We start from the raw sequence: 24929 nt of genomic DNA on the forward strand, positions 1-24929 counted from the left end.
TTTCACAACGCGCTCTGCGCTGCCCCCCCGAGAGGGCCGCTGCGCCTGCGGCCTGGCTAAGCCGTTTCCGCGGCCCTGGCTGGTTTGGGGCGGTCGGGCGCTGGGGTTGCTGAACGTTTAACGAGACTTTCCATGCCCGCCTATTCATTCGAAGCCCTCACTGCCGAGGGCGCAACCCGCAAGGGCATCATTGAGGCCGATACGGCACGTGCGGCGCGCAGCATGCTACGGGCGCAGGCACTGGTGCCGCTGTCGGTCCAGTCGGTCGGTGCGACAGGCAGAGGTGCGCAGCCGGCCGACACTTCAGGCTGGAACACCACGCTGTGGAGCAAACGTGTCTTCAATGCCACGGCACTTGCCATCTGGACGCGCCAGATCGCCGGACTGGTGACTTCGGGCTTGCCGCTGGAGCGGGCGCTGACGGCGCTGGCCGACGAATCCGAAAATATTCCCCAGCGCCACCTGGTCGCCAACCTGCGCGCTGAGGTCAATGGCGGCACCCCTTTTGCCACCGCGCTGGCTCAGCACCCGCGCGAGTTTTCAGCGACGTATTGCGCAGTTGTGGGCGCTGGCGAGCACAGCGGCAATCTCGGCATGGTGCTGGAGCGGCTGGCCGATGACCTGGAGCAGAGCCAGGAGCTCAAGGCCAAGCTGGTAGGCGCGGCACTGTACCCAGCCATCGTCACGCTGGTAGCGATTGCCATCGTCACCTTTTTGCTGGGCTACGTGGTGCCGCAGGTGGCGCAGGTGTTTGCCGGCAGCAAGCGGGCATTGCCAGTGCTGACCGTCATCATGCTGGGCCTGGCAGGCTTCGTGCGCAACCAGGGCTGGCTGGTGATCCTGGCGCTGGCCGTGATGGCAGGCGCCTTCCGTCTGGCCTGGACCAGTGCTGCTTTTCGAGAAAGGTTCGATGCGGGCTGGCTGACATTGCCGATTCTGGGAAAACTTTCACGAGGCTACAACGCCGCCCGCTTTGCCGGTACCCTGGCCATGCTGGCGGGCGCTGGCGTGCCGATTCTCAGGGCCCTTCAGGCGGCGGCCGACACGTTGTCAAACCGGGCCATGCGCGCCGATGCACTGGACGCGCTGGTACTGGTTCGTGAAGGCACGACGCTGGCGTCTGCCATCGGGCATAAAAAGCGTTTTCCAGGGCTGCTGAGCATGTTTGCCCGCCTGGGCGAGCAGACCGGCCAGTTGCCGGTGATGCTGGACCGTGCGGCCAAGCAGCTCGGCACCGAAGTGCAACGCCGCGCACTGCAACTGGCAACCTTGCTGGAGCCGCTGCTGATCGTGGTGATGGGCCTGGTTGTGATGATGATTGTTCTTGCCGTGCTGTTGCCTATCATCCAGCTCAACCAGCTGGCACGCTAAACCGGGCAGCCGTGGCCAAGCAGGGCTTTGCCCATGCACGGACAGTTATCGACGACCCACCAGATACGTCACGCCTTCAGGCCCGTATTGCTCGGAATGCCGAACACCTGCAAGCAGATGAAACACCTGGCCGACCCGGTAGCAGCGGTCTTCATCCCCGGCCTGCAGTTGCAATTCACCCCTGAGGATCAGCGCTTTGGCCTCGAAAGGATGCGTGTGCATTTCAAGAGATCCGTCGGGTTCCCGCGTGACGGTCACCACTTCCTTGAATCCTTCCCGAACAAGAATTTCCATAAAATTTTCTTGATTCATTTTTGCAGCCTTGTCATGAGTGTGATGATCTGTTTAATGCGCTCTGCGCTCGCTGTTCATTGTGCTTGGCTTTCAGCAGCATGGCGGAATCACCCACTGTATTGATTACTACTTGAAATAACAACAGATGGCACTCACCGACAAGGGCCCGCTTCGCGACAGGCTCGATTTTTGGATGGTTATAGGCAAGTAAGGCAGACTTTTTTGGACCCGTGACTTGGTCACGGCTTTTTGCAAATTGTTGTTTTTTCACAAAAGCGACATGCACCCACTTCACCATCTGTTTTGACACCCATCTTCGCGTGATCTGGATTTTGTTGCCACTTGACGCTGTAACGAATCAACGCCCGACACCAATCTATCCATCAGCGTGTGCCTCGCCTTCCACCTCGTAGCAATAAAACTTACTTGAAACTGCCTTTTGAAAGCAGCTAAGCCCAAGCCAAAAAACGCCATTCTTTTTCAAGAAATATTTTTGTATCAGATTTAATTAAAATGTTACGCCATCAAGATTTTCAATGAAATTGCTTTTAGTGGAAATACAGGGCGTTGAAAAAACCCGTGTTTTGGCCACTTTTGGTCAAACCATTAATACTGGTCTGAATGCTATTTTTTAAATAGCAATATTTGCAATAAAAATAAGCGCAAAGGGCATCTTTACTTATTAAAACTTTCTAAATGAAGGACAGACCAAAAATTGCCCCGGTTTTCCACTCTTCAATTGTGATGTGCCGTTGTCTTTAATTTTTCGGGCTTTCACCTTGCCTCCTGCAAATAATGCTGAACGTACTCACGCCTTAAACAACAAGGACAAGCAAACATTGAAAAATTCGACCCATGGTCCAGGTAAAAATCCAGGACGGATCGATATTGTTTACCTCTGGGTGAACGGTGCCGATCCTGTCTGGCTGCTCAAGCGCCATCGTGCCTATGCCGCCTGGGCCGGCCAAAACGGTGAAGAGTTGGCCGCTTTTGGAAATGTGGCTGGCCGTTTCCGGGACAATTCGGAACTGCTGTTCAACCTGCGTGCACTTGAACGCTTTTTCCCGGACCATGGCCACGTGTATATCGTGACTGATGGGCAAACGCCTGCTTGGTTACGGCCGTCAAGCCGGGTGACACTGGTAGACCATCGCCATCTGCTTGCGCCCACGTCGCCGGAGGTGTTTGATTCGGGTCATATCGAGTCCTACCTGCACCACATACCCGGCCTGTCCGAACGTTTCATTTATCTGAACGACGACGTATTTTTTGGCAAGAAGGTCAATCCGGCCTGGTGGTTTGAAGGTCGGCTAAAGGTGTTTCTGGAACCCGTGTCAGCAGTGCATCCTGAGGTCCTGCAGCCGGACGAGACCGCGCTTGTCAACGCATCAATCAAGTCCGGACGCTGGCTTACCAAGCGCTATCCGCACTACCGGCACCTTCCCCAGGTTTATTCTCACGCGCCGCGCGCCATGCGGAAAAGCTTGATGCACGAACTTGAACACCTGGCTCAAGGCTGGTTTGCCCAGGTTCGTTCCACTGTGTTCCGCTCTTGGCAAATTCCACCCATTGTTCCGGACCTGGCGCCACGCTGGATGGTGCAGATGGGTTACGCCGAGCAGCAGGTGCTTGATCCGCTCTACATCAACACGGGCGATGCCGAAGCGACGCAGCAGTTCGACGCATTGATACAAAACTTTGGCAGCTTGCCATTTTTCTGCATCAACGACACCTGCGACGAAGCAGCAGCCGATGATCCGCGCCTGCTGAGAATTGCGCAAACCCTTGAAAAGCTCCTGCCCAACCCGTCATCGTTTGAATGGGAAGGCGAGCTGCGCATGGCGGCCTGAAGCAGTACTACTTTAGAAGAAAATGGCTTTATGCGCTTTTCCTGCATACGTTTTAAGCTATCAAAACAATAGCTAAATTGAAAATCAGAAATCCCGGATTGTTTGCACAAGTCCGGGATCATCAAGGCATAAGCATCAGCGGTCTGGAGTGTCCAGACTCGCACTTAAAACCGCATCACATGCCAAACTTGGCCTTGGCATCAGCCTGACAGGTGTCCTTGGCATTACCCGCCAGGCTGTCGCAACGCTCTTTTGCCGCCTTGTAATCGGCTTCGCGGATTTCTGAATTGGCTTCTTTGCGGGTTTCCTTCACATTGGCATTCTTGTTGACATTGGCATCGGTGGAAGCCTGGGCAACCTTCGCCTCTTCCCTGGCTTTCACCTGCGCGGCCTTGGCATCCTTCACGCAGACATCCTTGGCGTTACCAGCCAAGTCGTCACACCGTTCCTTGGCAATGTTGTAAGCCGTGTCGGCCTTGGTCATCGCGACATCGCGGGTGTGCTTGGCGCTTGGCTTGTACTGGGATTCGAGTTCGGCTTCGGAAACCTTTTGTGCGCCTTTGGCCTGAGCGGTGCAAATGTCCTTGGCATTGTCTTTCAGGCTGCCGCATTTTTCGCGGTTGACCTTGTAGTCAGCGCTGACCTGTTTTTTCTGCATGTCGTATTCAGCTTTGGTCATCGCCAAGGCGTTGCCAGCAAAAACACACGACATGGCCATGCTGAGCATCAAAATTTTGGTTTTCATGATAATTCCTTGAAAAGATTGAGGACGTTGATTTTTAGATTTTGAAGCAGACGCTTGAAACGCGGCTACTCAGTAACGCTCGAAAAAATTGGTCGGGTTGCGTTCATGCCAGTCGTTGACTTGGGTTTCGGCTTCTTCGTGTGTCAAGCCATGACGCTCCTGGATTTTTCCCAGCAACTGGTCGCGCTTGCCGGCAATGACATCAAGGTCATCATCGGTCAGCTTGCCCCACTGCTCCTTGACCTTGCCTTTGAACTGAAGCCAGTTACCTTCCACTCGATCTTGGTTCATTTTTTTCTCCTCGTGATGATGTCGCTCTGCGTGACTTTCCGGAGAATGCCGCAAGGACAACCGTCCCTGATTGCAGAAAGAAGATGCTATCCAAGGCCGGGTTGCCAATAAGTAGGCCGGCAGATTTTGAGCCGGTAGTCGGATGACTACAGCCGGGCTGGGCCTTGACCGGTTATTTTCTGGCGCGAAGGGTGCGGCTCAACAAAGCCACTGGCAGCAGTCCGACCAGCACCAGTGCCAGCGCTGGCAGCGCCGCCTCGCCCAAGCGCTCGTCGCGCGCCAGCTGGTAGGTCACCACGGCCAGAGTGTCGCTGTTGAAGGGCCGCAGCACCAGCGTCGCGGGCAGCTCCTTCATCACATCGACAAACACCAGCAAGCCTGCCACGGCTACCGAGCGCTGAAGCAGTGGCCAGTGCACCCGCGCCAGCAGGCCGGCGCCAGTGGTGCCGAGCATGCGGGCACTGTCGTCAAAGCTGGCCGGAATGCGCGAATAGCCACTCTGGATGCTTTGAAGAGCCACCGCGCTGAAACGCACAAGGTAGGCCCAGACAACACCCAGTACGGTGGCGGTGACCCAGTAACCGGCGCCGGTTTGCGGCGCGGCCGCCTGCAGCCAGCCCACCGGCAGCAGCAACCCAACGACGATGACCGCACCCGGGACGGCATAGCCCAGGCTGGCCAGTTGCACCGCGCTGCGGGTCAGCAGGTCAGGCTGGCGCCGCACGGCAAACGCCAAGCCCAGCGCCAATGCGGTGGCCAGCACGGCGCTGAGCCCTGCAAGCCACAGGCTGTTCAGCGTCCAGTGGGCAAACTGGTCCCAGAGCAGGTTGTCCCAGCCCAGCACCAGCGGCCGCAGCATGAACAACACCGGCAGAACGAAGCCAAAAGCGATCGGTGCGGCGCAAATACCCCAGGCCAGCGCTGCACGTCCACCGTGCAAGGGCACTGGCACGGCGTCCGCAGAACCGGCGCGCGCGCCACGGCCAGCGGCAAAGCGCATGCGCCGCTGGGCACTGTGCTCGATGCGCAGCAGCACCGCCACGAACACCAGCAGCACGGTCGCCAGTTGCGCGGCCGCCATGCGGTTGTCCATTGACAACCAGGCTTTGTAAATGCCGGCGGTGAAGGTCTGGATGCCAAAGTAACTGGACACGCCAAAGTCCGCCAGCGTTTCCATCAGCGCCAGCGCAACGCCAGCCGCCACCGCCGGCCGCGCCAGCGGCAGGGCGACCTCGCGGATGCGCCGTGACAGCGGCGCACCCAGCAGCCGCGCCGCTTCCATCAGATGCGCAGCACGTTCGGACAGGGCAGTGCGCGCCAGCAGATAGACATACGGGTATAGCGCCACCGTGAACACCAGCACCGCGCCGCCCAGGCTGCGCACTTCTGGCAACAGCCTCCCTTGCAGCCCGAAAGTCGTGCGCAGCCAGGTTTGCAGCGGCCCGCCATATTGCAAAAAGTCGGTGTAAGCATAGGCCAGCACATAAGCGGGCATGGCCAGCGGCAGCAGCAAGGCCCATTCAAAGGTGCGCCTGCCCGGAAACTCGAACAACGTGACCGCACTGGCCGTGGCCATGCCAACGACAGCGACGCCTGTGCCGACCAGCAGGCAAAGCAGCAGCGACGTCCAGGTGTAGTCGGGCAGCACCGTCTGCAGCATCTGCGTCAGGATGGAACGTGCTGCAGCGTCGAATTCGAGCCAGGACAGCGCCACCGCCAGCACCGGCAGCGTCAGGAATGCTACAAGCAGCAGCAAAAATGCGGAAGGAACAAAGCGAAAAAAGAGTCGGCGGAACATTGAAACCCGATGGAAGGCTGCTGCCGGCCGGCTCCTGCCTTGCCCGCTCGCGCCGTGGTGTCTGCAGCCAGTTACTGCAAATGAGAATTGTAAGCATCTACAATCAACCCATGTTTCTCGAAGTCTCCCAACTCGGTGTGCATTACGCAAAAAGCCGCCATGCGGCGGTCGATGGCGTGTCCTTTAATTTGCAGGCCGGCGAGATCGGCGTGCTGATCGGGCCATCGGGCTGCGGCAAGACCACGCTGCTGCGCGCCGTGGCGGGGCTGGAACGCGCCCAGGCAGGAAGCATCCGGCTGGCTGGACAAATTGTCAGCAGCCCGCAGTGTCACTTGCCTCCCGAGTCGCGCCAGATCGGCATGGTGTTCCAGGATTACGCGCTGTTTCCGCACCTTGACGTGGCGCGCAACGTGGCCTTCGGCCTGAACCACCTGAGCGCTTCGGCTCGCGGCAGGCGCGTTGACGAGGTGCTGGAACTGGTCGGCATGGGCCATGCCCACAAGGTCTTTCCCCACGAGTTGTCAGGCGGGCAGCAGCAACGCGTGGCGCTGGCCAGGGCGCTGGCCCCAGGGCCGCGCCTGCTGTTGCTGGACGAGCCGTTTTCCAACCTCGATGTCGATCTGCGCGAACGGCTGGCGCATGAAGTGCGCGGCATTCTGAAAGCGGCGGGCGCCACTGCCCTGTTTGTGACGCACGACCAGCTCGAGGCTTTTGCCATCGGTGACCGTATTGGTGTGATGCATGAAGGCCACCTGCACCAGTGGGAAGACGCCTATGCGCTGTACCACCGGCCGGCCACGCGCTTCGTCGCTGACTTCATCGGCCATGGCGTATTTGTGCCGGCCACCTTGATGCACCAGGAAAGCGGCGTGGTGGCGCGCACCCCGTTGGGCGACCTGGTCGGGCGGGACGAATGCCCGCTGCCGTCGAGCTACCCGGGCGGCGAATGCGACGTGCTGCTGCGCGCCGACGACATCGTGCACGACGACAACGCGCCGGTGAAAGCCCGGATCATCCGCAAGTCGTTTCGTGGTTCAGAATTTTTGTACACCATGCAGCTGGCCAGCGGCGAAGCATTGCTGGCCCATGTGCCCAGCCACCATGACCATGCAATCGGCGAATGGGTGGGCATTCGCGCTGAAATGGACCACGTGGTGACCTTTGTACGCGAAATAGAGGAAAATCCTCAAAAAAATATGCCTTTTGCGCATACCAATCATGCTTTTCCTGCTATTAATTCAGTAGCATAAGTCAGCCAGGCCCGAGGGACTCCTTTCAGACCCCTCCCGCAGGCAAGGCCTCAGCCCCGACGCAGGCCGTCCACGCTGCTGCGCAACTGCGCGCTCCAGGCACGCCGGTCGCGCCCTGCAGCCTGTTCGGGTTCTCCGTAATGCACCACAGCCACGATTGGCGGGGCGGACAAGGTGCGCCAGATCGAACCCAGCAAGGTGTCGCTCCCCACATAGCTTGGCGCGTGGCTGGGCTGGCCGCTGGCCTTGTCAATGAAGCGCAGGCCCACGGGCTGGGCTGGCGCATCGGCCGACACAGCGGCTTGCAGCAAGTTGGCATGAAAAGGCAGCACACTCAAGCCATCGCCGGTGGTGCCTTCGGGGAACACCGCCAGCACCTCGCCTGTCAGCAGGGCATCGCGCATCAGTTGCACCACGCGCAGGGCATCACGGCGCGAAGAGCGCTCGATGTACAGCGTGCCGGCCGCCGTGGCCAGCGTGCCGACGAGCGGCCAGTCCTTGATGTCGGACTTGGAAACGAAGCGGCAATGCCGCGCAGCGTGCATCACCGGAATATCGAGCCAGGAAATGTGGTTGGCCACCAGCAGCACCGGACCCAAAACAGGCGGCTGGCCGCGAACTTCGAGCGCAATGCCGATATGGCCCAGCAGCGCCAGGGACCAGACCTGAACCTGGGCGCTTTGGGCGACCGGCTGCAGGCGCGGCAGGCGCACGGCGGCAATCCACAGACCGGCCAGGATATGCAAAAAAACGCGCAGCAAACGCCAGCAAGCCCGGATGCGCCGCATCAGGCGCCTGCAGATTCGTTGCCGGCCAGAGGAAAACAGCCGGCAGGCATGGCTCAGCCGCGCTCGAAAGCGAGTTGCCCGCCGACCAGGGTGTAGCGAACCGCAGCTGGCAGGGCGTGCCCGGAAAACGGTGTGTGCTTGCCTTGGCTGCGCAAGGCAGCAGGCTCGACCGTCCACTCGCTGGCAGGATCAAACACACAGACATCGGCCACGCCGCCCTTGACCAGCCGGCCCGCGCTGGCTTGCAGCGTGCCCAGTGCAGGGCCAAGGATGCGCGCCGGTTCGCTGGTCAGCACAGCCAGCGCCCGGCACATGCCCGCATCACTCTCCAGGCCCCATTTGCAGGCCAGCCCCAGCAGCAGTTCCAGACCGGTGGCACCGGCCTCAGCTTCGGCGAACGGCAGGGTCTTGGCATCCGCGCCGACCGGCGTGTGGTCTGACACCAACGCATCGACCGTACCGTCAAGCAGCCCCAGGCGCAGCGCATCGCGGTCGCGCTGCTGGCGCAGCGGCGGGTCCAGGCGCATCCGGCTGTCGAAGTAGCCAATGTCCACATCGGTCAGGTGCAGGCTGTTGATGCTGACGTCGCAGGTCACGTCCAGGCCTTCGGCCTTGGCACGGGCCACCAGCGCCACGCCGGCTGCGCTGCTGATGCGGCACAGGTGGACGCGCGCCCCGGTGGCGCGCACCAGTTCAAAAATCGTGTGCAGGGCAATCGTTTCAGCAGCCACAGGAACGCCGCTCAGCCCCAGCCGCGTGGCCAGCGCCCCGCTGGCGGCCACGCCCCTGCCCAGATGAACCTCCTGCGGACGCAGCCAGACCGAATAGCCGAACGTGGCGGCGTACTGCAAGGCGCGCATCAGCACCTGCGTGTTGGCAAGCGGCACCTCTGCCTGGCTGAAGCCCACGCAGCCCGATTCGGTCAGCTGGACCATCTCGGTCAGGGACTCGCCTTTCAACGCCCGGGTCAGGGCGCCCAAGGGAAAGACACGTGACTGGTGCATTTTTTCGGCACGGAACTTGAGCATTTCCACCAGGCCGGGCTCATCAAGCACCGGGTCGGTGTCGGGCGGACACACCAGGCTGGTCACGCCACCGGCCACCGCTGCGGCCAGTTCGGTTTCCAGCATGCCTTCATGCTCATGGCCAGGCTCGCCCAGCCGCGCCGACAGGTCGATCAGGCCGGGGGCAACGATGCAACCCGTCGCGTCGAGGGTCTTGTTCGGGGTGAAATCGGTCAGTCCACCGTTCAGCGAGACGATGCGCCCCGCAGCAATCGCCAAGTCGCCAATCTGGTCGAAGCCAGTGGCCGGGTCGATGACACGGCCGTTTTTGATCAGAAGCTTCATGTAATTTTTTCAGCTGTGAAAAATGAAAACGCGGGTACAGACAACAAGCCGACCCTGGCGAAGCCGCACCGCTGCATGCATAGCAGCCCACATCTCCCCAAACCAGCAGGGGCCGCAGGGCCGGCTTTGCCGGACTGCAGGCGCAGCGGCCCCCTCGGTGGGCAGGAAGCCACACGCAGTGGGCGACCGTGGGGGCTCAAGATTCATTCCCTGCAACGATGCTCATCACGGCCATGCGCACCGCAATGCCGAACGTGACTTGCGGCAGGATGACACTTTGCGCGCCATCGACCACGGCCGAGTCGATTTCCACACCCCGGTTGATCGGGCCGGGATGCATCACGATGGCGTCCGGTTTTGCCCGTTGCAGCTTTTCAGGGGTCAAGCCGAAACTTTTCGAAAACTCCTGGCTGCTCGGCAGCAGCGCGCCGGTCATGCGCTCGTTTTGCAGCCGCAGCATGATGACCACGTCGGCGTCCTTGATGCCTTCCTCCAGCGTGTTGCAGACGCGAACGCCCATCTGCGCCATGTCGGACGGCACCAGGGTCTTGGGGCCGACCACGCGCACTTCAGCGCAGCCCAGTGTGGTCAGTGCGTGGATGTCAGAGCGCGCCACGCGGGAATGCAGCACGTCACCGACGATGGCGACCGTGAGGTTGCTGAAGTCCTTCTTGTAATGTCGGATGGTGTACATGTCGAGCAGGCCCTGCGTCGGGTGTGCATGGCGGCCATCGCCGGCATTCACGACATGCACATGCGGCGCCACATGCTGGGCGATCAGGTAAGGCGCGCCCGACTCGCTGTGGCGCACCACGAAGATGTCGGCTGCCATGGCGCTCAGGTTGGCTATGGTGTCAAGCAGCGACTCGCCCTTGGACGCCGACGAACGGGCAATGTCCAGGTTGATCACGTCGGCTGACAGCCGCGTGGCGGCAATGTCAAACGTCGTGCGGGTGCGGGTGGAGTTTTCAAAAAACAGGTTGAACACGCTCTTGCCGCGCAGCAGCGGGACTTTTTTCACCTCGCGGTTGCTGACGGACACGAAGTTGGCGGCGGTGTCCAGAATCTGGGTCAGGATGGCTTTGGACAGGCCTTCGGTAGACAGCAGATGGATCAGCTCGCCGTTCTTGTTGAGTTGGGGATTTCGTCGGTACAACACGCGTTGGGTTCCTCTTGCACTTTCAGATCAGGCGGGGGATTGAATAGCCTGGAGGCGAAACCGGAACCGGCCGTCGTCGGTGCGGGCCAGTTCCAGTGTTTGCGAAGCCGGCAGGGTGACGCGTGCCACGGCCAGGTCGGCCTGCACCGGCAACTCACGCCCGCCACGGTCCACCAGCACCATCAGCCTGACGCTGGCGGGCCGGCCATAGTCGAACAGTTCGTTGAGCACGGCGCGGATCGTGCGGCCGGTGTATAGCACGTCATCAACGACGATCAGGTGTGCGCCATTGACATCGAAGGGCAATACCGTCTGGCCGCTGGAAGACATTCCACGCTGCGAAAAGTCATCGCGGTGCATGGACGAAGACAAGATGCCAATGTCTTCGTTCATCCCCAGGTCTTTTTTCAGGCGCTCTGCCAGCCAGGCACCGCCCGAAGCCACCCCCACCAGGCGTGGCGGCTGAGGCGAAGCGGCCAGCTGCTGTCGCATGCCGCGCAGCAGATCGGCATACAGCGCCTCGGCGTCAAGGACCAGACTGCTCATGGGGGAAGGCTCCTTAAAAATTGTTCCAGAATAATGCAGGCCGACGCGGCATCGGCATCTTTTGCGCCGCCGGCCAGGGCCTCGGTGGTGCTGTAACGCTCATCGACCTCGAACACCTGAAGGTTAAAACGGCCATGCAACTGGCGCGCAAACTTTCGCGCGCGCAGGGTATTGTCGTGGCTGGCGCCATCGGGGTGAAATGGCACGCCGACCACCAATGCATCGGGCTGCCATTCCTTGATGCGCGCCTGGATCAGCGGGAAACGCGCGACGCCTTCGGCGGCAATGGTGGCCTGCGGCGACGCTGTGCGGGTCAGGCTGTTGCCCGAAGCCACGCCGGTGCGCTTCAGCCCGAAATCGAAGGCCAGGAAGGTCTGCAGGCGCGCCACGGGATGCGGCACGGCAGCCCGTGGCTCAGGTGGCTGAAAACCATCGGGGTCCGCTAGCGTTTGCGGTTCATCCATGTCCGGCAACAGGAGAAATCATCCAGCTTTCAAGGCCCAGCAGCTTCAGCGCCTTGTCGTAGCGTTCCTCAACCGGCGTGTCAAAGATCAGGCCTAAATCGGCGGCCACCGTCAGCCAGCTGTTGTCGAGCAGCTCCAATTCGAGCTGCCCCTCCCCCCAGGCCGAATAGCCGAGCGAGACAAACACCTTGCGTGGACCGGCGCCAGTGGACAGGGCTTCGAGCACATCCTTGGAGGTCGTCATTTCCAGTCCGCCCGGAATTGACATGGTCGAGGCGTACACCGATTCGTTGCCAGGCATCATGGACTCATGCAGGACGAAGCCGCGCTCGGTCTGCACCGGCCCGCCCTGAAACACAGGCGTTGTCGTCAGGTCTTCGCGACGCAACGGCAGCTCGACCTTGTCGAACAAACCCTTGACATTGATGTCGCTGGGCTTGTTGATGATCAGGCCCAGTGCGCCCCGCTCGCTGTGCTCGCACATGTAAATCACGCTTTTCGCAAAGCCTTCGTCCTCCAGCCCGGGCATGGCAATGAGAAAGTGGTGCGTGAGGTTGATTGAAGAGGTGGGTTCCGTGGCCATCCGGGGATTTTACGCGTTCACCTGCCACAGGCGAAGCATACCTAGGGCAAGTAATCCGCCTTCCGTTCCAATCTCCTCCGTCAAAAGGCATGCCGGCAGATCTGGCTGGTTTTCACTACCATTGGCCGCATGCACAAAAAATACAAGACAGGACTGATGTGGTTCAGGCGGGATTTGCGGACTGAGGACAATGCGGCGCTCTACCATGCGCTGAAATCGTGTGAACAGGTGTACTGCGCCTTCGTTTTTGACAAGTCCATTCTGGATGCGTTGCCCAGGGCAGACCGGCGCGTGGAATTCATTAGGGAGTCACTGGTGGACCTGAATGGCCAGCTGGCGCAACTGTGCACCAATGAAGCAGCGGCCCCCGCCAGTTTGCTGGTGCGGCACGATGCGGCAAGCACCGCCCTGCCCGCGTTGGCGCAACAACTGTCGGCCGATGCCGTGTTCTCCAACCACGACGACGAGCCCTACAGCCTGGCGCGCGACGCCCGGGTGCAAGCGGTGCTCGAAGGTCAGGGCGTGGCGTTTCACACCTTCAAGGACCATGTCATTTTTGAACGCCAGGAAGTGTTGACACTGGCCGGTAAACCATACAGCGTGTTCACGCCCTACAAGAATGCCTGGCTGAAAAAGGTGGATGCGTTCTACCTCAAGCCTTATCAGGTTGAAGCTTACAGCGCCGCATTGGCGCCGCTGCCTGCAAGCGAAGCCCGTGAGGTGCCGTCGCTGGCCGAACTGGGCTTTGAAGTCACGAATTTTTCAACGCTCAAGCTACCGGCGGGCAGCCAGGGCGGCAATGCGCTGCTTGAAGACTTCCTGGGCCGAATGGAAAAGTACCGCGAAACCCGCGACTTTCCCGCCGTCCGTGGGCCCAGTTACCTCAGCGTCCATTTGCGCTTCGGTACTGTCTCCATCCGAAAACTGGCGTCCGTCGCGATGGCGCATCAAACAGGCAACGAAGGCGCGGCCACATGGTTGTCCGAACTGATCTGGCGAGACTTTTACGCTCAGGTCCTGGCCAACTATCCGCACGTGGTGGGCAGTGCCTTCAAACCCGAGTACGACGCGATTCAATGGGAACAGGGAGAAAAGGCGCAGTCGCTTTTCGTGGCCTGGTGCGAAGGCCGGACCGGCTACCCGCTGGTCGACGCCGCCATGGCCCAGATCAACCAGACCGGTTACATGCACAACCGGCTGCGCATGGTGACAGCCAGCTTCCTGGTCAAGGACCTGGGCATCGACTGGCGCTGGGGCGAGCGTTACTTTGCCGAAAATTTGAACGATTTTGATCTGGCCTCGAACAATGGCGGCTGGCAATGGGCTGCCAGCACCGGCTGCGATGCCCAGCCGTATTTCCGCATCTTCAACCCCGTCAGTCAGAGCGAAAAGTTCGATGTGGACGGAAAGTTCATCCGCAAGTACCTGCCGGCGCTGGCCCGACTGCCAAAAGCTGCGGTGCACAACCCCTGGCTGGCGTCTCCGGTGGAACTGATGGCCGCAGACGTGGCATTGGGCGGCAATTACCCCATGCCGTTGGTCGACCACGCAAAAGCACGGTCGCAGACCTTGGACCGCTACGCTGTTGTGAAAAAAGCCTGACGCCTGAGTGCTATTTTTTTATAGCAATAAACGCATACCCAGTATGCGGAAAAGACCTTTTAAGCTGCCAAAGCGATTGGCACCGTGCAGTATTGCCGGATCAAGCGCAGCAATTCTTCTTCGGAATAAGGCTTGCCCAAATAGTGGTTAACACCCAATTCCACAGCGTATTCGTTGTGTTTTCCCGCAATGCGCGACGTGATCATGATGATCGGCAGGCCTTTCATGCGGTCATCGGCCCGAATGTTACGCGCCAGGTCAAACCCGTCCATACGCGGCATTTCGATGTCTGAAAGCACCACGGCCGGAATTTCTTCCTGCAGACGCTCCAGCGCCTGCAGGCCGTCGGCGGCCATGGCCACCCGGTAACCATCGCGCAGCAGCAGACGCTGGGTCACACGGCGCACGGTGATGGAGTCATCGACCACCAAAATCAGCGGGGTTCGTGGCGCAGCCAGCAGCGGTGCCAGATTGCCTGTCGCATGACCGGCGCCCTTCTCCAGATAATCTTCGCTCCATGTCCGTGCCTGTTGGCCGTAAACAGCAGCAAGAGCCACCGGGTTGTAGATAAGCACCACGGCTCCGGACGGCAGCATCGACATGCCTGTCAGTCCCGGCAGTCCCGACAGCTGGGGGCCAAGGTTCTTCACCACCACTTCGCGGTTGCCCAGCACCTCGTCGACGTGCATGGCAATCCGCTGGGCGGCGCTTCTGAAAACAACGACGGCCGCGGTCTTGGCCTGGGTCTCGCTGCTGAAATGCGAGGCCTGAAGCAAGGCGCCTGACCAAAAAAATGGCACAGATTCGCCGCCCGCATCAAGCATGCCGGAGCGGTAAGCCTGTTCGAGTTCGCTGGCAGTTGCGCGACGTACGGTTTCCACCACATTGGCGGGCACACCGACCGACATACTCCCTGCGCGAATCATCACCACCTGCGTCACCGCTGTGGTCAGCGGCAACACCATGGTGAATTCCGTGCCTTTGCCTGCGATTGTCGAGGTCTTTATCCTTCCTCCGAGCGATATCACTTCGCTGCGCACCACGTCCAGGCCGATGCCACGTCCAGCCAGTTCGGTCACTTCCTGCGCTGTTGAAAACCCAGGAAGAAATATCAGGTTGGCAGTGGCTTCATCATCGGTATCCTGGCTGGCTGTTATCAATCCTTGTTTAATGCCTTGCGCACGGATAAGAGTCAAGTCCAGCCCGGCGCCGTCGTCACCCAACTGTACAGAGACATCGTTGCCCTCTTGGCGAAGCTGAATGGTGATCAGACCCACAGCTTCCTTGCCAGCCCGGGCGCGCACTTGTGGCACTTCGATGCCGTGCGTCAGGCAGTTGCGCAACAGATGCTCGAAAGCAGGCATCATGCGGTCCAGAATGCCCCGGTCCATTTCGAGGTTGCCGCCATGCAGGTCCAGGCGCACCTGCTTGCCGGTTTCCTTGGACGTTTGCCGGACCACGCGGTACAGCCGCTCGGAAACGCTTTCAAACTCGACCATCCGGGTTCGCAGCAAATCGCGTTGCAGTTCACGTGCCTGGCGGCCCTGGGCGACGAGGTCGTCTTCCGTGGCTTCAATGGTGCGCTGCAAAGTGCGCTGCACGGTAGCGACGTCGTTCACCGACTCGGCCATCATGCGGGTCAATTCCTGCACGCGGGTAAAGCGGTCGAACTCCAGCGGGTCGAAGCCTGCCTTGTCTTCCTTCGCCAGCGCCAGACGCGACTGCATCTGGGTTTCAGCCTGCAGTTCAATGTCCCGCAACTGCTGCCGCAAGCGCGTCAGGCTTCCTGTCATATCCGTCAGGGAGATGCGCAATTGTCCGACTTCTGCCTCAAGGCGTGAACGGCTGATCATGACTTCACCGGCCTGGTTAACCATCCGGTCGAGCAGCTGGGTGCGCACCCGTATGCTGGCATTGGCAGCCTGCCGCAAGGGCTGCATGACCATGGCTTGCGGACCGGGAATTTCAATTTCTCCGACAGAGGCGTTGGCATTGTTAGCAACACGCATTCTGTCGATGGAGGGGGAAATTTCAGCATCATTCTCCTCAGCATCATTTTCGGACAGGAAAACATGGATATCCTGCGGCTCTGGTTCAATAGGCATGACCGCCACAGTTTCAGTCTGGGTCGGTATCCCCTGCGACGAAGCAGCGTTGATACGACGCAAGCTTTCAAATGAATTTTGCATACCGTCAAAACGGGTCAGCAGGAATTCAAACTCCTGGGTGGCAGGCGCTTGCGAGCCGATAGAGATAAGTTCGGACTCTACTCGGTGAGCCATCTCTCCGAGGCGCATCGCACCGGCAAGGCGAGCACTGCCTTTGAGGGTGTGCAGCACGCGCAGCATTTCCGATCGAGGGGCGGCATCAGAGGGTGTTTGTGCCCATTGACGCAAGGCCGAACTCAACCGAGGCATCAGTTCGCCGCATTCTTCTTCAAAAATAGGGAAAAGGTCCAGGTCAATCACATCGACGGCATCAATGTCATCATGGACATCGTCATACATGGCCTGGCTAATGGTTCTGTCAAGACCAGACACCGAACGATCAGTGGGCAAGAGCACGCCCGCCGCATCTACCGGCATCAAATCATCAAAGCCTTCACGCCCATCGTCGTATGTTTGCTCAATAACCGAGTCAGAAAACTCAAGCCCTGCCAATCGTTCAAGAATGCCAGGCAGGGGCTGACGCAGGAAGCCGGCTGCAAACTGGTGCAACAAGCGGCGTATGTCTTCGGAGGCCTCGATGAACAGGTCACCATAGGCGTTGGCACCATGGATGTGATGATTATGCGAATTTTCAAGCGCATGTTCCAGTGCACGTGCCAGATCGGACAAGGCCAGAAAGCCCACTGTTGCCGAGCTTCCTGCAAGTGAATGGGCAAGCGCCACGGTCGACGCACTGATAGGCTGATGCTTTTCAAGTGACCATTCAGCCAGTTCACTGGCAAGGCGGCGCGACCATTCGTCAGCTTCATTTAAATAAACGTTGTAAAGCGGAATGCCTATGCGCAATCCATCAATGACCTTGATTGCATCATCTTCTCTTTCCTTCTCGGCACGCAGCGCGCTTGTATGCACTTTTTCCTGCGTGATGATGCTGTCGTCTGCGGAAAAACCGGGAACAGTTTGCGACTGGTGTCCTGCATCGGAAACAACGGGCAAATAGACAAAACTCGCGACGGCAGTCGCCACACTGCTTTCGGAGGATTTGGGGGAAACGCTGTCGTAATGCAGTTCTTCCATACCGGCAGGAGTTGGATCGACTTTTTGGGCAGGCATGTGATCATGCTCAAAACCAGTCACGGCCTGAAGGGGAATTTCCGCGACATTTACATCGTATGGGAAAGGCATTTCAAACACAGGACCTGACTGACCCGTGAAGCCCAGGGCAAGGTAACGCTTTTCCGTGCGCAGTGTCTGAGCACTGATGCAAAATGAAAGGGCTGACCACGCGCTGTCTTGGTTGGCCGCGATATCTTCGATCCAGCGCGCAAGACCCGCCATGACATCGCCGCACAAGGCACGGAATTCGCTGTTCGCTGTATTCTGGTCGGCCAGCCAGCTGTTGAGCAATTGCTCCATCGCCCAGGAAGCTTCACCAAACTCGTTTAACCCGACCATTCGGGCGCTGCCCTTGAGTGTATGGAAGGCTCGTCGCAATACTGCCAGTTGCTCCAGATCTTCGGGCTGGCTTTCCAGCATTGCAATTGCCAGCACAGCATGGCCAGCGACTTCCCTGGCTTCCTCAAGAAAGATGTCACGCAAATCATCTTCTTCGAAATCGATGCCCATTGGAGTGTCAAGGGCCACTGAAGCCAATGGCATCTCAATGGCTTCAGTATCGGTCAATGCGACTGGTTCAGCTGGCAACTGGAATACGGCATCGTTCTCTAACGCCAACGATTGAAATTTTTCCAGCGGCGCGACCATGCCACCCACATCTGACATCCCGTCAAATTGCCCGTCAGCCATCAAGTGAAAAGTCTTGTCTTCGTCCTTGGGCACAGCATGGACAAAGTCGGATGAAACCTGCTCACTATTCACGGCGATGTTCAGAGCGGCATCACCGGCACTTGGCGAATGTCCCATCAAGGATGTCAGCTGGTTTTTTTCCTCATCGTAAAAAAACAGTTTTTTGACCAATGCTGGCTGGTAATTAAGCATGTCGATAAGGAAACTCAAGACCCCCAAATTGTTGCCCAGCTGCTCGAAGGTTCCTGCCGCGCGCACTTGGTGATCGTCGATCTCGGTGTCAAGCATTTGCTCGACAGTAGCCTTCATTTGCAAAACAGCCCGGGAAGCGTGGTCAAGGCCCAGCACCGACAGCACACCGCGCATCTGCGCCAACTGCCCCGGTAATGCTTGCAAAGGACCCTTGTCTTGGGAATTCCGAAAGAACAGATCGAGCGAGTCTTCAATCCCGGCCAACGCAACGCGCAGTTCGCTCACTACGCTACTCATGGTCTGCTTGTCACTGACACGGCGGTACAACTCTTCCATCCAGCCTTCCAGTGGCTGCGGTCCCCCACCATCAATGACACCCTGAAGCCGCCTTGCCAAACTGGCAGTCCGAATTGCCAGTTGCGGATCGGAAGGGTCCAGGTCATCGAATACAGCTTCAATATAGAGCATGGAAGTCGCAACCTCCATCGCCAACGCTATAACTGGCACCTGTTTTTCGCGTGCCGTTGCTTCAGTCACTTGAGACAAGGCCTGCGCAAGCAGTTCACTGCCTGCATGAAGTTTTCGCAGCGAATCAATCACCAAGTTGAACTGGTCAGCGACCTGTTTGATTTTTGTACTTTCGCCGGCGCATAGCGCGGACCAAGCATCCTTGGCCAAAGCAATACGCTTGCGTGCCTGTGCGAGCAGTGTCGGGTCAAAACGTCCAAACTGAACCAGTTCATAGTCCACGGGCTTGTAACGGGCCAGTCCGTAGGTCAAGTGCACCGCCGAAAGCACGGGTGTATCACTGGGGCGGCCAGACACCGCCTGTGAGCAAAAGAACAGCAGATCCAGGACCAACCTCTCCGGGATGACGGCCTCGCCTCGCGACAAAGAGGCATATTGCAAAAGAACTTGGGAAGTGGCGCGCCGGACATAGAGGTCGGAGCCCAGCAGGGTATGGGCAATGGCCTCAAAAAACCCGGCCGCAAGCAGCCAAAAAATCCTCGGATGCTGCTGGGTCTGCCCTGCTGCAAATCCAAGGCTCATATCCCTCAAGTTGGCGGCAGCTTGTGGAGCCTTGCCCTTGATCAGCTGGAGAACAGCTTTGTCAAGCGTATCGCGCGCATTGTCTGCATAGGCATGCGCGTCTACTGGAGTCACTTCCAGCTCAAGCCAGCGCCAGTTATAAGACCACAAATCCGCCGGATGAATGCGCTCGGCTCGCACAAGTTCCTGAACATTGCGGTACTGAGGAAACAGGGACACAGCTGAAAAGGGTTTGTCGGCCAGTACGCCTTCTAGATATTCTGTAAGCGCAAAGCTGGCGCACTCAATTTTCGTAATCGCCTCCTGGCTGCACAGCTCTGGCTGCTGCAGGAACTTTTGTACAGCGGCTTCCATGGCGCGGACCACCATGGCAGGCTCTACAAGACCAATCACCTCCAGCACCCCAACCGCCTGATGGAGTTGCTGGCGGGCAGCGCGTAGCTGGGTGGTGTCCGCCGCACCAAGATCAGAACCACGTGTGGCTTCAGCCGCTTTGACAAATCGCTTGAGCGCCTTGGTTGCGGCCTCCATTGATTTGCAGAGTTCGCGGAGAACCCAAGCCAGTGGGCCCAAGTCACTCACAACAGCATCGGGTTTGGTAGAAATTGAATTCGTGACCATGGAGTGCATAAATAACAGGCAGGTTCAGGAATCGGTGTTTGCAGTCAGAGGCTTGGCGAGGGCGTCACGCAATCTTGAATCGGGACACCGACTGACGAAGCTCTTCGGCCATGAGGGAAAGATCTCGCACCTGCAGCGCTGTAGAACGGGTACCTTCCCCGGTCTGCTCCGTCACGATGAAAATATGCTGGATGTTATCGGCCACTACATTGGCCGAAGCCGCTTCCCTGGAGGCAGAATTGGAAATCTGCTCGATCAGTTCGGCCAAGTGACGCGATACTTGGTCAATCTCGGTCAATGCCGTACCTGCGTTATCGGAAAGCTTGGCGCCTTCAACCACACCCTGAGTCGAGCGCTCCATGGCGGCTACCGCATCCTGAGTATCAGTTTGAATCGCCTTGACCAGCGCCGAAATCTGCCGGGTTGCATCGGCGGACCGCTCGGCCAGACGCTGAACCTCCTCAGCCACCACCGAGAAGCCCCGGCCAGCCTCGCCCGCCGAAGCCGCCTGAATAGCTGCATTGAGCGCCAACACGTTGGTCTGCTCGGTAATGTCTGAAATCAGTTCGGTGATTTCACCAATTTCCTGGGACGATTCGCCCAAACGCTTGATGCGCTTGGAGGTTTCCTGGATCTGGTCACGGATGGAATTCATGCCGCCAATGGCGTTTTGCACTGCCTCCAGACCGGACTCGGCAGCTGTCAGCGACTGTCGAGCCACCAATGATGATTCTTGAGCCTGTATGGACACCTCGTTGATCCGGGTTGCCATGTCAAGTACCGACTGTCCAGTTTCACGAATCTCGCGCAACTGCTGGGTAGAAGCGGCCAACAGTTCCGTGGAAGTGTTTTCCACCTTCGCAGTCGTTTGCGCTACCCTGGTCGCCGTATCCTGCACATTGCCAACCAACTGACGCAACTCCTCCACGGTGTAGTTGACCGAGTCGGCAATGGCGCCGGTGATGTCTTCGGTCACAGTGGCTTCCTGGGTCAGGTCACCTTCTGCCACATTCTGCAATTCATTCATGAGGCGCAAAATAGCGGCTTGGTTGGCATCGTTGACTCGCTTGGCATCCTGCTCCTGGCTCTTGGCATCCTGCCGCTGGCCTTCGGCCACAGCCTGGCGCTTCTGGCTGTCAATCACCTGCAAGCGAGCAAGACCCGCTGCGCACAGCAGGGAAACAAAAGCGGCAGCAACCAGAGTCGCCAGCGCCCCGATGCCCAGACCTGTCTGAGAAGATAGCTTTTCCTGCAAATCCTCAAGATCACGGCGCAAGGGTTCGCTGTCGGCAATGATGGAAACTTGCGCTTGACGGGCTGACACCAAACCTTGGAGATTGCCCAGAATGGCACCTGCCTGAACCCGTGTTTTTTCGTATAGTGCGATCAGCGCTTCCAGGCGTTCGCGCGTCTGTGCGTCCCTTGATACGCCCAGCCGCAATTCAGGGCTGCCATCAAGCAGGCCCTGGGCAATTTCCTTAAAGGAATTCAGGTCTTTGCCGAGCAGAAATACCGCCTCGGGATTGACGCCTTCGATGGTCAGGAACTCATTGGCAGACTTGCCAATCCGCTGGGTCAGCATCACCAGTTGGCCGGAGGCTGAAATCTCTGTCGGCGCGGCGTTTTGCTGAAGCTTGAGGGAAGAAACAGTTTCAGCAATTTCGAGCAGATCGGAGGACTGCCGGTTAATGGCGCGCAGGGCCTTGCCCACTTGAAGCAACGTGTCTTTTTGGCCCATCACGATGTTTGCATTTTGCCCGGCGCGCTCGACCAGCGGCGCGACCTTTGCCACTTCGGGCTGCAATGCGTTACTCACCGCTGACAAACGCAGAGTGTCATCACCCAACTTCATTCCGGTCACGGTCTTGCTGAGAACATCGGCGCTTTCACGCACATCTGGAAAGGCCGTGGCGCTTCCAATCAGTGCCTGCGAGGCCGATTTGGCGAGTCGCTGCGACTGCATGAGCGCCTGTCCAGTGGCCGCTAATTGCTGTGCAACTCGGTCGGATTTGCTGAGTGCCAAAAATGTGACCGTAGCCAATACGGCGACAGAGAGCCCGAGTGCCACGACCAGTATCTTCTGGTGCTCCCCAATTGGCCGCACACCCAGCACGGGAAGGCTAAGAAGTTCAGTGCTCATCAGTGCGCTGTCCTCCTCCATGGACATGACACTGGGTGAAAAAATACTCTCATGCGCATGGCCTGCGCCAGCTTGTCCGAATGCCCTCGTGCTACCTGGAACAGACTCATCCGTCATGCTTAAAGTGCTTGCACTGCCGTCAGGTTGGTCTGGCTTGGTTTTAAACAGCTTCTGGATATATTCGAGAACAGACATAAAAAAGCCTTCAAAAAAACGGGTGAAGCGGATGCCAAGGTGCACTAAGCGGCAATTGTCAAGAAATCAATTTGCTGGGCGAGCTGTTGCAAGTTGATTTCCTGCCAGTTCGCGCCATTGCGGTCGAGGTACTGGTTTCCAAAAAAAACTCCGGCATCGGGCTTTGGCGCCGAATAATCGATAAAGTCTTCCTGTTTGCGCAAGCCTGCCAGTTTGTTGACCAGCAAGACGCAATTGACGTCAAGGGCACTGTTGAGCGAAACAAGACGTGACTCGGTGCGCGCAAGTTCGCTTCGTTTACCCGATCCCGGGCCATCGACAAAACCTGCCAGATCCACCACACCGTAAAGACCGCCGCGCAAACCGGCCACACCCAAAAACCAGGGCTGCGTATACGAAACCGGCTGGACTCCGGACCAGGGAAAGATTTCTCCTGACTGATCCAGCGGGAAAAGGTATTTTTTTTCAGCGGCCTCGACGGCCAGCCAGGAGGGTGCGATACCCTGAGTTTTGGCAAGCTGCAATCGCTCTGCCAAACGCGCTTGCAACTCCTTGAGAGCTTGTCTGTTTGCCATGGTGTGGACTTATGCCAAGGTTCAGCCGAGAGACTTGATTTTGGCCAGAAGTTCGCGTGCATTGACCGGCTTGGTGATGTAGTCACGCGCACCTTGACGCAAGCCCCAGACCCGATCGGTTTCCTGGTTTTTGCTAGTGCAAAGCATAATGGGAATGTCCGCATACAAGGGGTCACGCGCAATGGCTCGGGTCAGCTGAAAACCGTTTTGTCCCGGCATGACTACATCCATAAGAATCAATTCCGGCTTTTCCTCGGCAAGTCGCCGAAAAGCGTCTTCTGCATTTTCCGCCGTCCTGACGGTAAAGCCATTTTTCACCAGCAAATCGGTCAAAAACATCAGTTCGGTTTTCGAGTCGTCCACCACCAGCACTTTATTGATTGACATTAGATTTGCCTTTGTTTTGAAGAACTCAAAGACTGGACGGTTTGCAACAGCTGGTCTTTGGTGAAGGGCTTGGTCAGGTAATCCTGCGAGCCCGCCATGCGTCCACGCGCCTTGTCAAATACGCCATCCTTGGAAGACAGCATCACGATGGGGACGCTCGAAAATTTGGCATTGCGCTTGATAATTGCGCAGGTTTGGTAGCCATCCAGGCGCGGCATGAGAATGTCGCAAAAAATGAGGTCGGGCTGGAAGTCGTTGATCTTGGACAAGGCGTCAAAGCCATCTTCCGAAAGCAACACCTCATGGCCGCCCTGCTTCAAAAAGATTTCGGCACTGCGCCTGATCGTATTGCTGTCGTCGATGACCAATACCTTGAGTCCGGAACTAGAAATGCTCACTGTGCTACTCCTGTTATAAAGCCGCCGAAGCAGTTTGATTCACCGTGGTCATATTTTCAGCAAGCAGGCACCTGAACCTAAATCTGGACCATTTCAAAATCTTCCTTGCGTGCCCCGCATTCAGGACAGGTCCAGTTCATGGGAACCTGGCTCCATGGCGTGCCTGCGGCAACGCCATGCTCGGGCGCGCCCAGCGCCTCGTCGTAAATCCATCCACAAATCAAACACATCCAGGTCATTGATTGAGTCACAGCTTAAATTGCCTTCAAATAGAATGCAACAATTGTATCTAGACGGCGTTACTAATTTGTGCAGAAGGCAAAATCAAAGCCTATGGCAAACCCCCACACACCTGAACTGGAAAACCCGCAACTCCAGATTGAGGACAGCGATTCGTCCCCAGCGTGCGTCATGACGTTCAATGCCAATGACCCGAGCGGGGCAGGCGGCCTCACGGCGGACATTACAGCCATCACCTCGGCAGGCGCCCATCCGCTGTCTGTCGTGACGGGCACTTACCTGCGCGACACGGCAGAAATTTTCGACCATTTGGCGTTTGACGACGAGTCAGTCACCGAGCAAGCACGTGCGGTGCTGGAAGACATGACGGTGGCGGCCATCAAGGTCGGTTTTGTCGGCAGTCCCGAGAATATCAGCACAATTGCAGAAATTGCCTCCGACTACTCCGAAGTACCGCTGGTGGCTTACATGCCCAGCCTGTCCTGGTGGGAGGAAAGTGAGATCGACAGCTACCTTGATGCCTTTCGTGAACTGATGCTGCCGCAAGTTACCCTGCTGATTGGGAACCACAGCACGCTCTGGCGCTGGCTGCTGCCTGACTGGTCCACCGAGCGCAATCCGACAGCCCGCGACATTGCCAAGGCGGCTGCCGCTCTGGGCGTTCCGTATACGTTGGTAACCGGCATTCCTTTGCCCGACCAGTTCATCGACAACGTGCTCGCCACGCCGCAAGCCGTGCTCTACAGCGAGAGGTTCGAGCGCTTCGAGGCGGTTTTTGAAGGGGCTGGCGAAACGCTGTCGGCGGCCCTGTGCGCTCTGCTGGCCAACGGCCACGACCTTCAGGCCGCCACGTCCGAAGCACTGACTTACCTGGACCACAGCCTGGATGCCGGATTTCACCCCGGCATGGGCCATATCATTCCGGACCGGTTGTTCTGGGCGCAGGCCGAGTCCGAGGAAGATCCAGACGACGAAACAGCCGATGCCGCTGGCACTGACGATGCCGGCCTGACTTCCAATCCACTTCTAGAATTCCCTCCCAATGGATCAACCAAACACTAAGCCCG

General features: G+C 58.4%; 22 protein-coding genes. 5 read left to right on the forward strand and 17 right to left on the reverse strand.

Annotated features, from left to right (window positions below; genetic code table 11):
* The first annotated feature begins 132 nt into the window (after nt 1–132).
* Nucleotides 133–1371: a type II secretion system inner membrane protein GspF gene (gene gspF, locus H4V98_RS17800; RefSeq protein WP_196862140.1), complete on the forward strand. Its 1239-nt coding sequence runs from the start codon at nt 133–135 to the stop codon at nt 1369–1371.
* A 45-nt stretch (nt 1372–1416) separates the two neighbouring features.
* Here gspF and H4V98_RS17805 read toward each other — a convergent pair whose 3' ends face one another.
* The gene (locus H4V98_RS17805) at nt 1417–1683 is read right to left on the reverse strand and encodes a cupin (protein WP_196862139.1); all 267 of its coding nucleotides are present in this window, start codon (nt 1681–1683) and stop codon (nt 1417–1419) included.
* Between the two features lie 13 nt (nt 1684–1696).
* A complete protein-coding gene (locus H4V98_RS17810; RefSeq protein WP_196862138.1) occupies nt 1697–1975 on the reverse strand; it encodes a hypothetical protein in 279 nt (92 codons plus the stop codon).
* Between the two features lie 529 nt (nt 1976–2504).
* Between H4V98_RS17810 and H4V98_RS17815 the strand changes: the two genes are divergently transcribed.
* Nucleotides 2505–3515 (forward strand): Stealth CR1 domain-containing protein, encoded by a 1011-nt coding sequence (locus H4V98_RS17815; protein WP_196862137.1) that lies wholly within the window; start codon nt 2505–2507, stop codon nt 3513–3515.
* Between the two features lie 175 nt (nt 3516–3690).
* Here the strand turns inward: H4V98_RS17815 and H4V98_RS17820 are convergent, their stop codons facing one another.
* The 3 genes from H4V98_RS17820 to H4V98_RS17830 all read right to left on the reverse strand — a co-directional run bounded on the left by H4V98_RS17820 (nt 3691) and on the right by H4V98_RS17830 (nt 6349).
* A complete protein-coding gene (locus H4V98_RS17820) occupies nt 3691–4260 on the reverse strand; it encodes a hypothetical protein (protein ID WP_196862136.1) in 570 nt (189 codons plus the stop codon).
* Nucleotides 4261–4329: 69 nt separating this feature from the next.
* On the reverse strand, nt 4330–4551 hold the full coding sequence (locus H4V98_RS17825; protein ID WP_196862135.1) for a CsbD family protein: 222 nt from the start codon (nt 4549–4551) through the stop codon (nt 4330–4332).
* Between the two features lie 172 nt (nt 4552–4723).
* Entirely contained in the window at nt 4724–6349 is a 1626-nt protein-coding gene (locus H4V98_RS17830) for an iron ABC transporter permease (RefSeq protein ID WP_196862134.1), read from the reverse strand.
* Between the two features lie 110 nt (nt 6350–6459).
* Here H4V98_RS17830 and H4V98_RS17835 point away from each other — a divergent pair, with 110 nt between their 5' ends.
* On the forward strand, nt 6460–7599 hold the full coding sequence (locus H4V98_RS17835) for an ABC transporter ATP-binding protein (protein WP_196862133.1): 1140 nt from the start codon (nt 6460–6462) through the stop codon (nt 7597–7599).
* A 50-nt stretch (nt 7600–7649) separates the two neighbouring features.
* Here the strand turns inward: H4V98_RS17835 and H4V98_RS17840 are convergent, their stop codons facing one another.
* The 6 genes from H4V98_RS17840 to H4V98_RS17865 form a co-directional block, all read right to left on the reverse strand.
* The gene (locus H4V98_RS17840) at nt 7650–8387 is read right to left on the reverse strand and encodes a lysophospholipid acyltransferase family protein (RefSeq protein ID WP_196862132.1); all 738 of its coding nucleotides are present in this window, start codon (nt 8385–8387) and stop codon (nt 7650–7652) included.
* Between the two features lie 53 nt (nt 8388–8440).
* The gene (locus H4V98_RS17845) at nt 8441–9736 is read right to left on the reverse strand and encodes a dihydroorotase (protein ID WP_196862131.1); all 1296 of its coding nucleotides are present in this window, start codon (nt 9734–9736) and stop codon (nt 8441–8443) included.
* A gap of 196 nt (nt 9737–9932) precedes the next feature.
* On the reverse strand, nt 9933–10895 hold the full coding sequence (locus H4V98_RS17850; RefSeq protein ID WP_196862130.1) for an aspartate carbamoyltransferase catalytic subunit: 963 nt from the start codon (nt 10893–10895) through the stop codon (nt 9933–9935).
* A 27-nt stretch (nt 10896–10922) separates the two neighbouring features.
* A complete protein-coding gene (gene pyrR / locus H4V98_RS17855; RefSeq protein WP_196862129.1) occupies nt 10923–11441 on the reverse strand; it encodes a bifunctional pyr operon transcriptional regulator/uracil phosphoribosyltransferase PyrR in 519 nt (172 codons plus the stop codon).
* Nucleotides 11438–11905 (reverse strand): Holliday junction resolvase RuvX, encoded by a 468-nt coding sequence (gene ruvX, locus H4V98_RS17860; protein WP_196862128.1) that lies wholly within the window; start codon nt 11903–11905, stop codon nt 11438–11440. The genes pyrR and ruvX overlap by 4 nt, the downstream gene beginning before the upstream one ends.
* Complete coding sequence (locus tag H4V98_RS17865; RefSeq protein WP_196862127.1) at nt 11898–12488, reverse strand: YqgE/AlgH family protein; 591 nt, start codon at nt 12486–12488, stop codon at nt 11898–11900. The genes ruvX and H4V98_RS17865 overlap by 8 nt, the downstream gene beginning before the upstream one ends.
* A 129-nt stretch (nt 12489–12617) precedes the next feature.
* On the opposite strand from H4V98_RS17865, the gene H4V98_RS17870 reads away from it, so the two are divergent.
* Nucleotides 12618–14090: a deoxyribodipyrimidine photo-lyase gene (locus H4V98_RS17870; RefSeq protein ID WP_196862126.1), complete on the forward strand. Its 1473-nt coding sequence runs from the start codon at nt 12618–12620 to the stop codon at nt 14088–14090.
* A 59-nt stretch (nt 14091–14149) separates the two neighbouring features.
* On the opposite strand, the gene H4V98_RS17875 is transcribed toward H4V98_RS17870, so the two are convergent.
* From H4V98_RS17875 to H4V98_RS17900, 6 genes are all read right to left on the reverse strand, one after another.
* On the reverse strand, nt 14150–19936 hold the full coding sequence (locus H4V98_RS17875) for an Hpt domain-containing protein (RefSeq protein WP_280757772.1): 5787 nt from the start codon (nt 19934–19936) through the stop codon (nt 14150–14152).
* A 55-nt stretch (nt 19937–19991) separates the two neighbouring features.
* The gene (locus H4V98_RS17880; protein WP_196862210.1) at nt 19992–22262 is read right to left on the reverse strand and encodes a methyl-accepting chemotaxis protein; all 2271 of its coding nucleotides are present in this window, start codon (nt 22260–22262) and stop codon (nt 19992–19994) included.
* A 44-nt stretch (nt 22263–22306) separates the two neighbouring features.
* Nucleotides 22307–22837: a chemotaxis protein CheW gene (locus tag H4V98_RS17885; protein ID WP_196862124.1), complete on the reverse strand. Its 531-nt coding sequence runs from the start codon at nt 22835–22837 to the stop codon at nt 22307–22309.
* A 21-nt stretch (nt 22838–22858) separates the two neighbouring features.
* A complete protein-coding gene (locus H4V98_RS17890; RefSeq protein WP_196862123.1) occupies nt 22859–23224 on the reverse strand; it encodes a response regulator in 366 nt (121 codons plus the stop codon).
* On the reverse strand, nt 23224–23622 hold the full coding sequence (locus tag H4V98_RS17895; RefSeq protein WP_196862122.1) for a response regulator: 399 nt from the start codon (nt 23620–23622) through the stop codon (nt 23224–23226). The genes H4V98_RS17890 and H4V98_RS17895 overlap by 1 nt, the downstream gene beginning before the upstream one ends.
* A 77-nt stretch (nt 23623–23699) precedes the next feature.
* A complete protein-coding gene (locus tag H4V98_RS17900) occupies nt 23700–23873 on the reverse strand; it encodes a rubredoxin (RefSeq protein WP_280757773.1) in 174 nt (57 codons plus the stop codon).
* A gap of 82 nt (nt 23874–23955) precedes the next feature.
* On the opposite strand from H4V98_RS17900, the gene H4V98_RS17905 reads away from it, so the two are divergent.
* The gene (locus tag H4V98_RS17905) at nt 23956–24924 is read left to right on the forward strand and encodes a bifunctional hydroxymethylpyrimidine kinase/phosphomethylpyrimidine kinase (RefSeq protein ID WP_196862121.1); all 969 of its coding nucleotides are present in this window, start codon (nt 23956–23958) and stop codon (nt 24922–24924) included.
* The last annotated feature ends 5 nt before the right edge of the window (nt 24925–24929 follow it).

The organism is Polaromonas sp. CG_23.6 (genome assembly GCF_029892315.1).
In the GTDB taxonomy this organism is placed as follows: domain Bacteria; phylum Pseudomonadota; class Gammaproteobacteria; order Burkholderiales; family Burkholderiaceae_C; genus Polaromonas.

Coding starts and splice junctions, on each gene's coding strand:
- H4V98_RS17825 (WP_196862135.1), bottom strand. CDS start 4,551: ATGAACCAAGATCGAGTGGAAGGTAACTGGCTTCAGTTCAAAGGCAAG.
- H4V98_RS17890 (WP_196862123.1), bottom strand. CDS start 23,224: ATGTCAATCAATAAAGTGCTGGTGGTGGACGACTCGAAAACCGAACTG.
- pyrR (WP_196862129.1), bottom strand. CDS start 11,441: ATGAGCAGTCTGGTCCTTGACGCCGAGGCGCTGTATGCCGATCTGCTG.
- H4V98_RS17905 (WP_196862121.1), top strand. CDS start 23,956: ATGGCAAACCCCCACACACCTGAACTGGAAAACCCGCAACTCCAGATT.
- H4V98_RS17865 (WP_196862127.1), bottom strand. CDS start 12,488: ATGGCCACGGAACCCACCTCTTCAATCAACCTCACGCACCACTTTCTC.
- H4V98_RS17830 (WP_196862134.1), bottom strand. CDS start 6,349: ATGTTCCGCCGACTCTTTTTTCGCTTTGTTCCTTCCGCATTTTTGCTG.
- H4V98_RS17880 (WP_196862210.1), bottom strand. CDS start 22,262: ATGTCTGTTCTCGAATATATCCAGAAGCTGTTTAAAACCAAGCCAGAC.
- ruvX (WP_196862128.1), bottom strand. CDS start 11,905: ATGGATGAACCGCAAACGCTAGCGGACCCCGATGGTTTTCAGCCACCT.
- H4V98_RS17805 (WP_196862139.1), bottom strand. CDS start 1,683: ATGAATCAAGAAAATTTTATGGAAATTCTTGTTCGGGAAGGATTCAAG.
- H4V98_RS17875 (WP_280757772.1), bottom strand. CDS start 19,936: ATGCACTCCATGGTCACGAATTCAATTTCTACCAAACCCGATGCTGTT.
- H4V98_RS17885 (WP_196862124.1), bottom strand. CDS start 22,837: ATGGCAAACAGACAAGCTCTCAAGGAGTTGCAAGCGCGTTTGGCAGAG.
- gspF (WP_196862140.1), top strand. CDS start 133: ATGCCCGCCTATTCATTCGAAGCCCTCACTGCCGAGGGCGCAACCCGC.
- H4V98_RS17870 (WP_196862126.1), top strand. CDS start 12,618: ATGCACAAAAAATACAAGACAGGACTGATGTGGTTCAGGCGGGATTTG.
- H4V98_RS17840 (WP_196862132.1), bottom strand. CDS start 8,387: ATGCGGCGCATCCGGGCTTGCTGGCGTTTGCTGCGCGTTTTTTTGCAT.
- H4V98_RS17835 (WP_196862133.1), top strand. CDS start 6,460: ATGTTTCTCGAAGTCTCCCAACTCGGTGTGCATTACGCAAAAAGCCGC.
- H4V98_RS17820 (WP_196862136.1), bottom strand. CDS start 4,260: ATGAAAACCAAAATTTTGATGCTCAGCATGGCCATGTCGTGTGTTTTT.
- H4V98_RS17845 (WP_196862131.1), bottom strand. CDS start 9,736: ATGAAGCTTCTGATCAAAAACGGCCGTGTCATCGACCCGGCCACTGGC.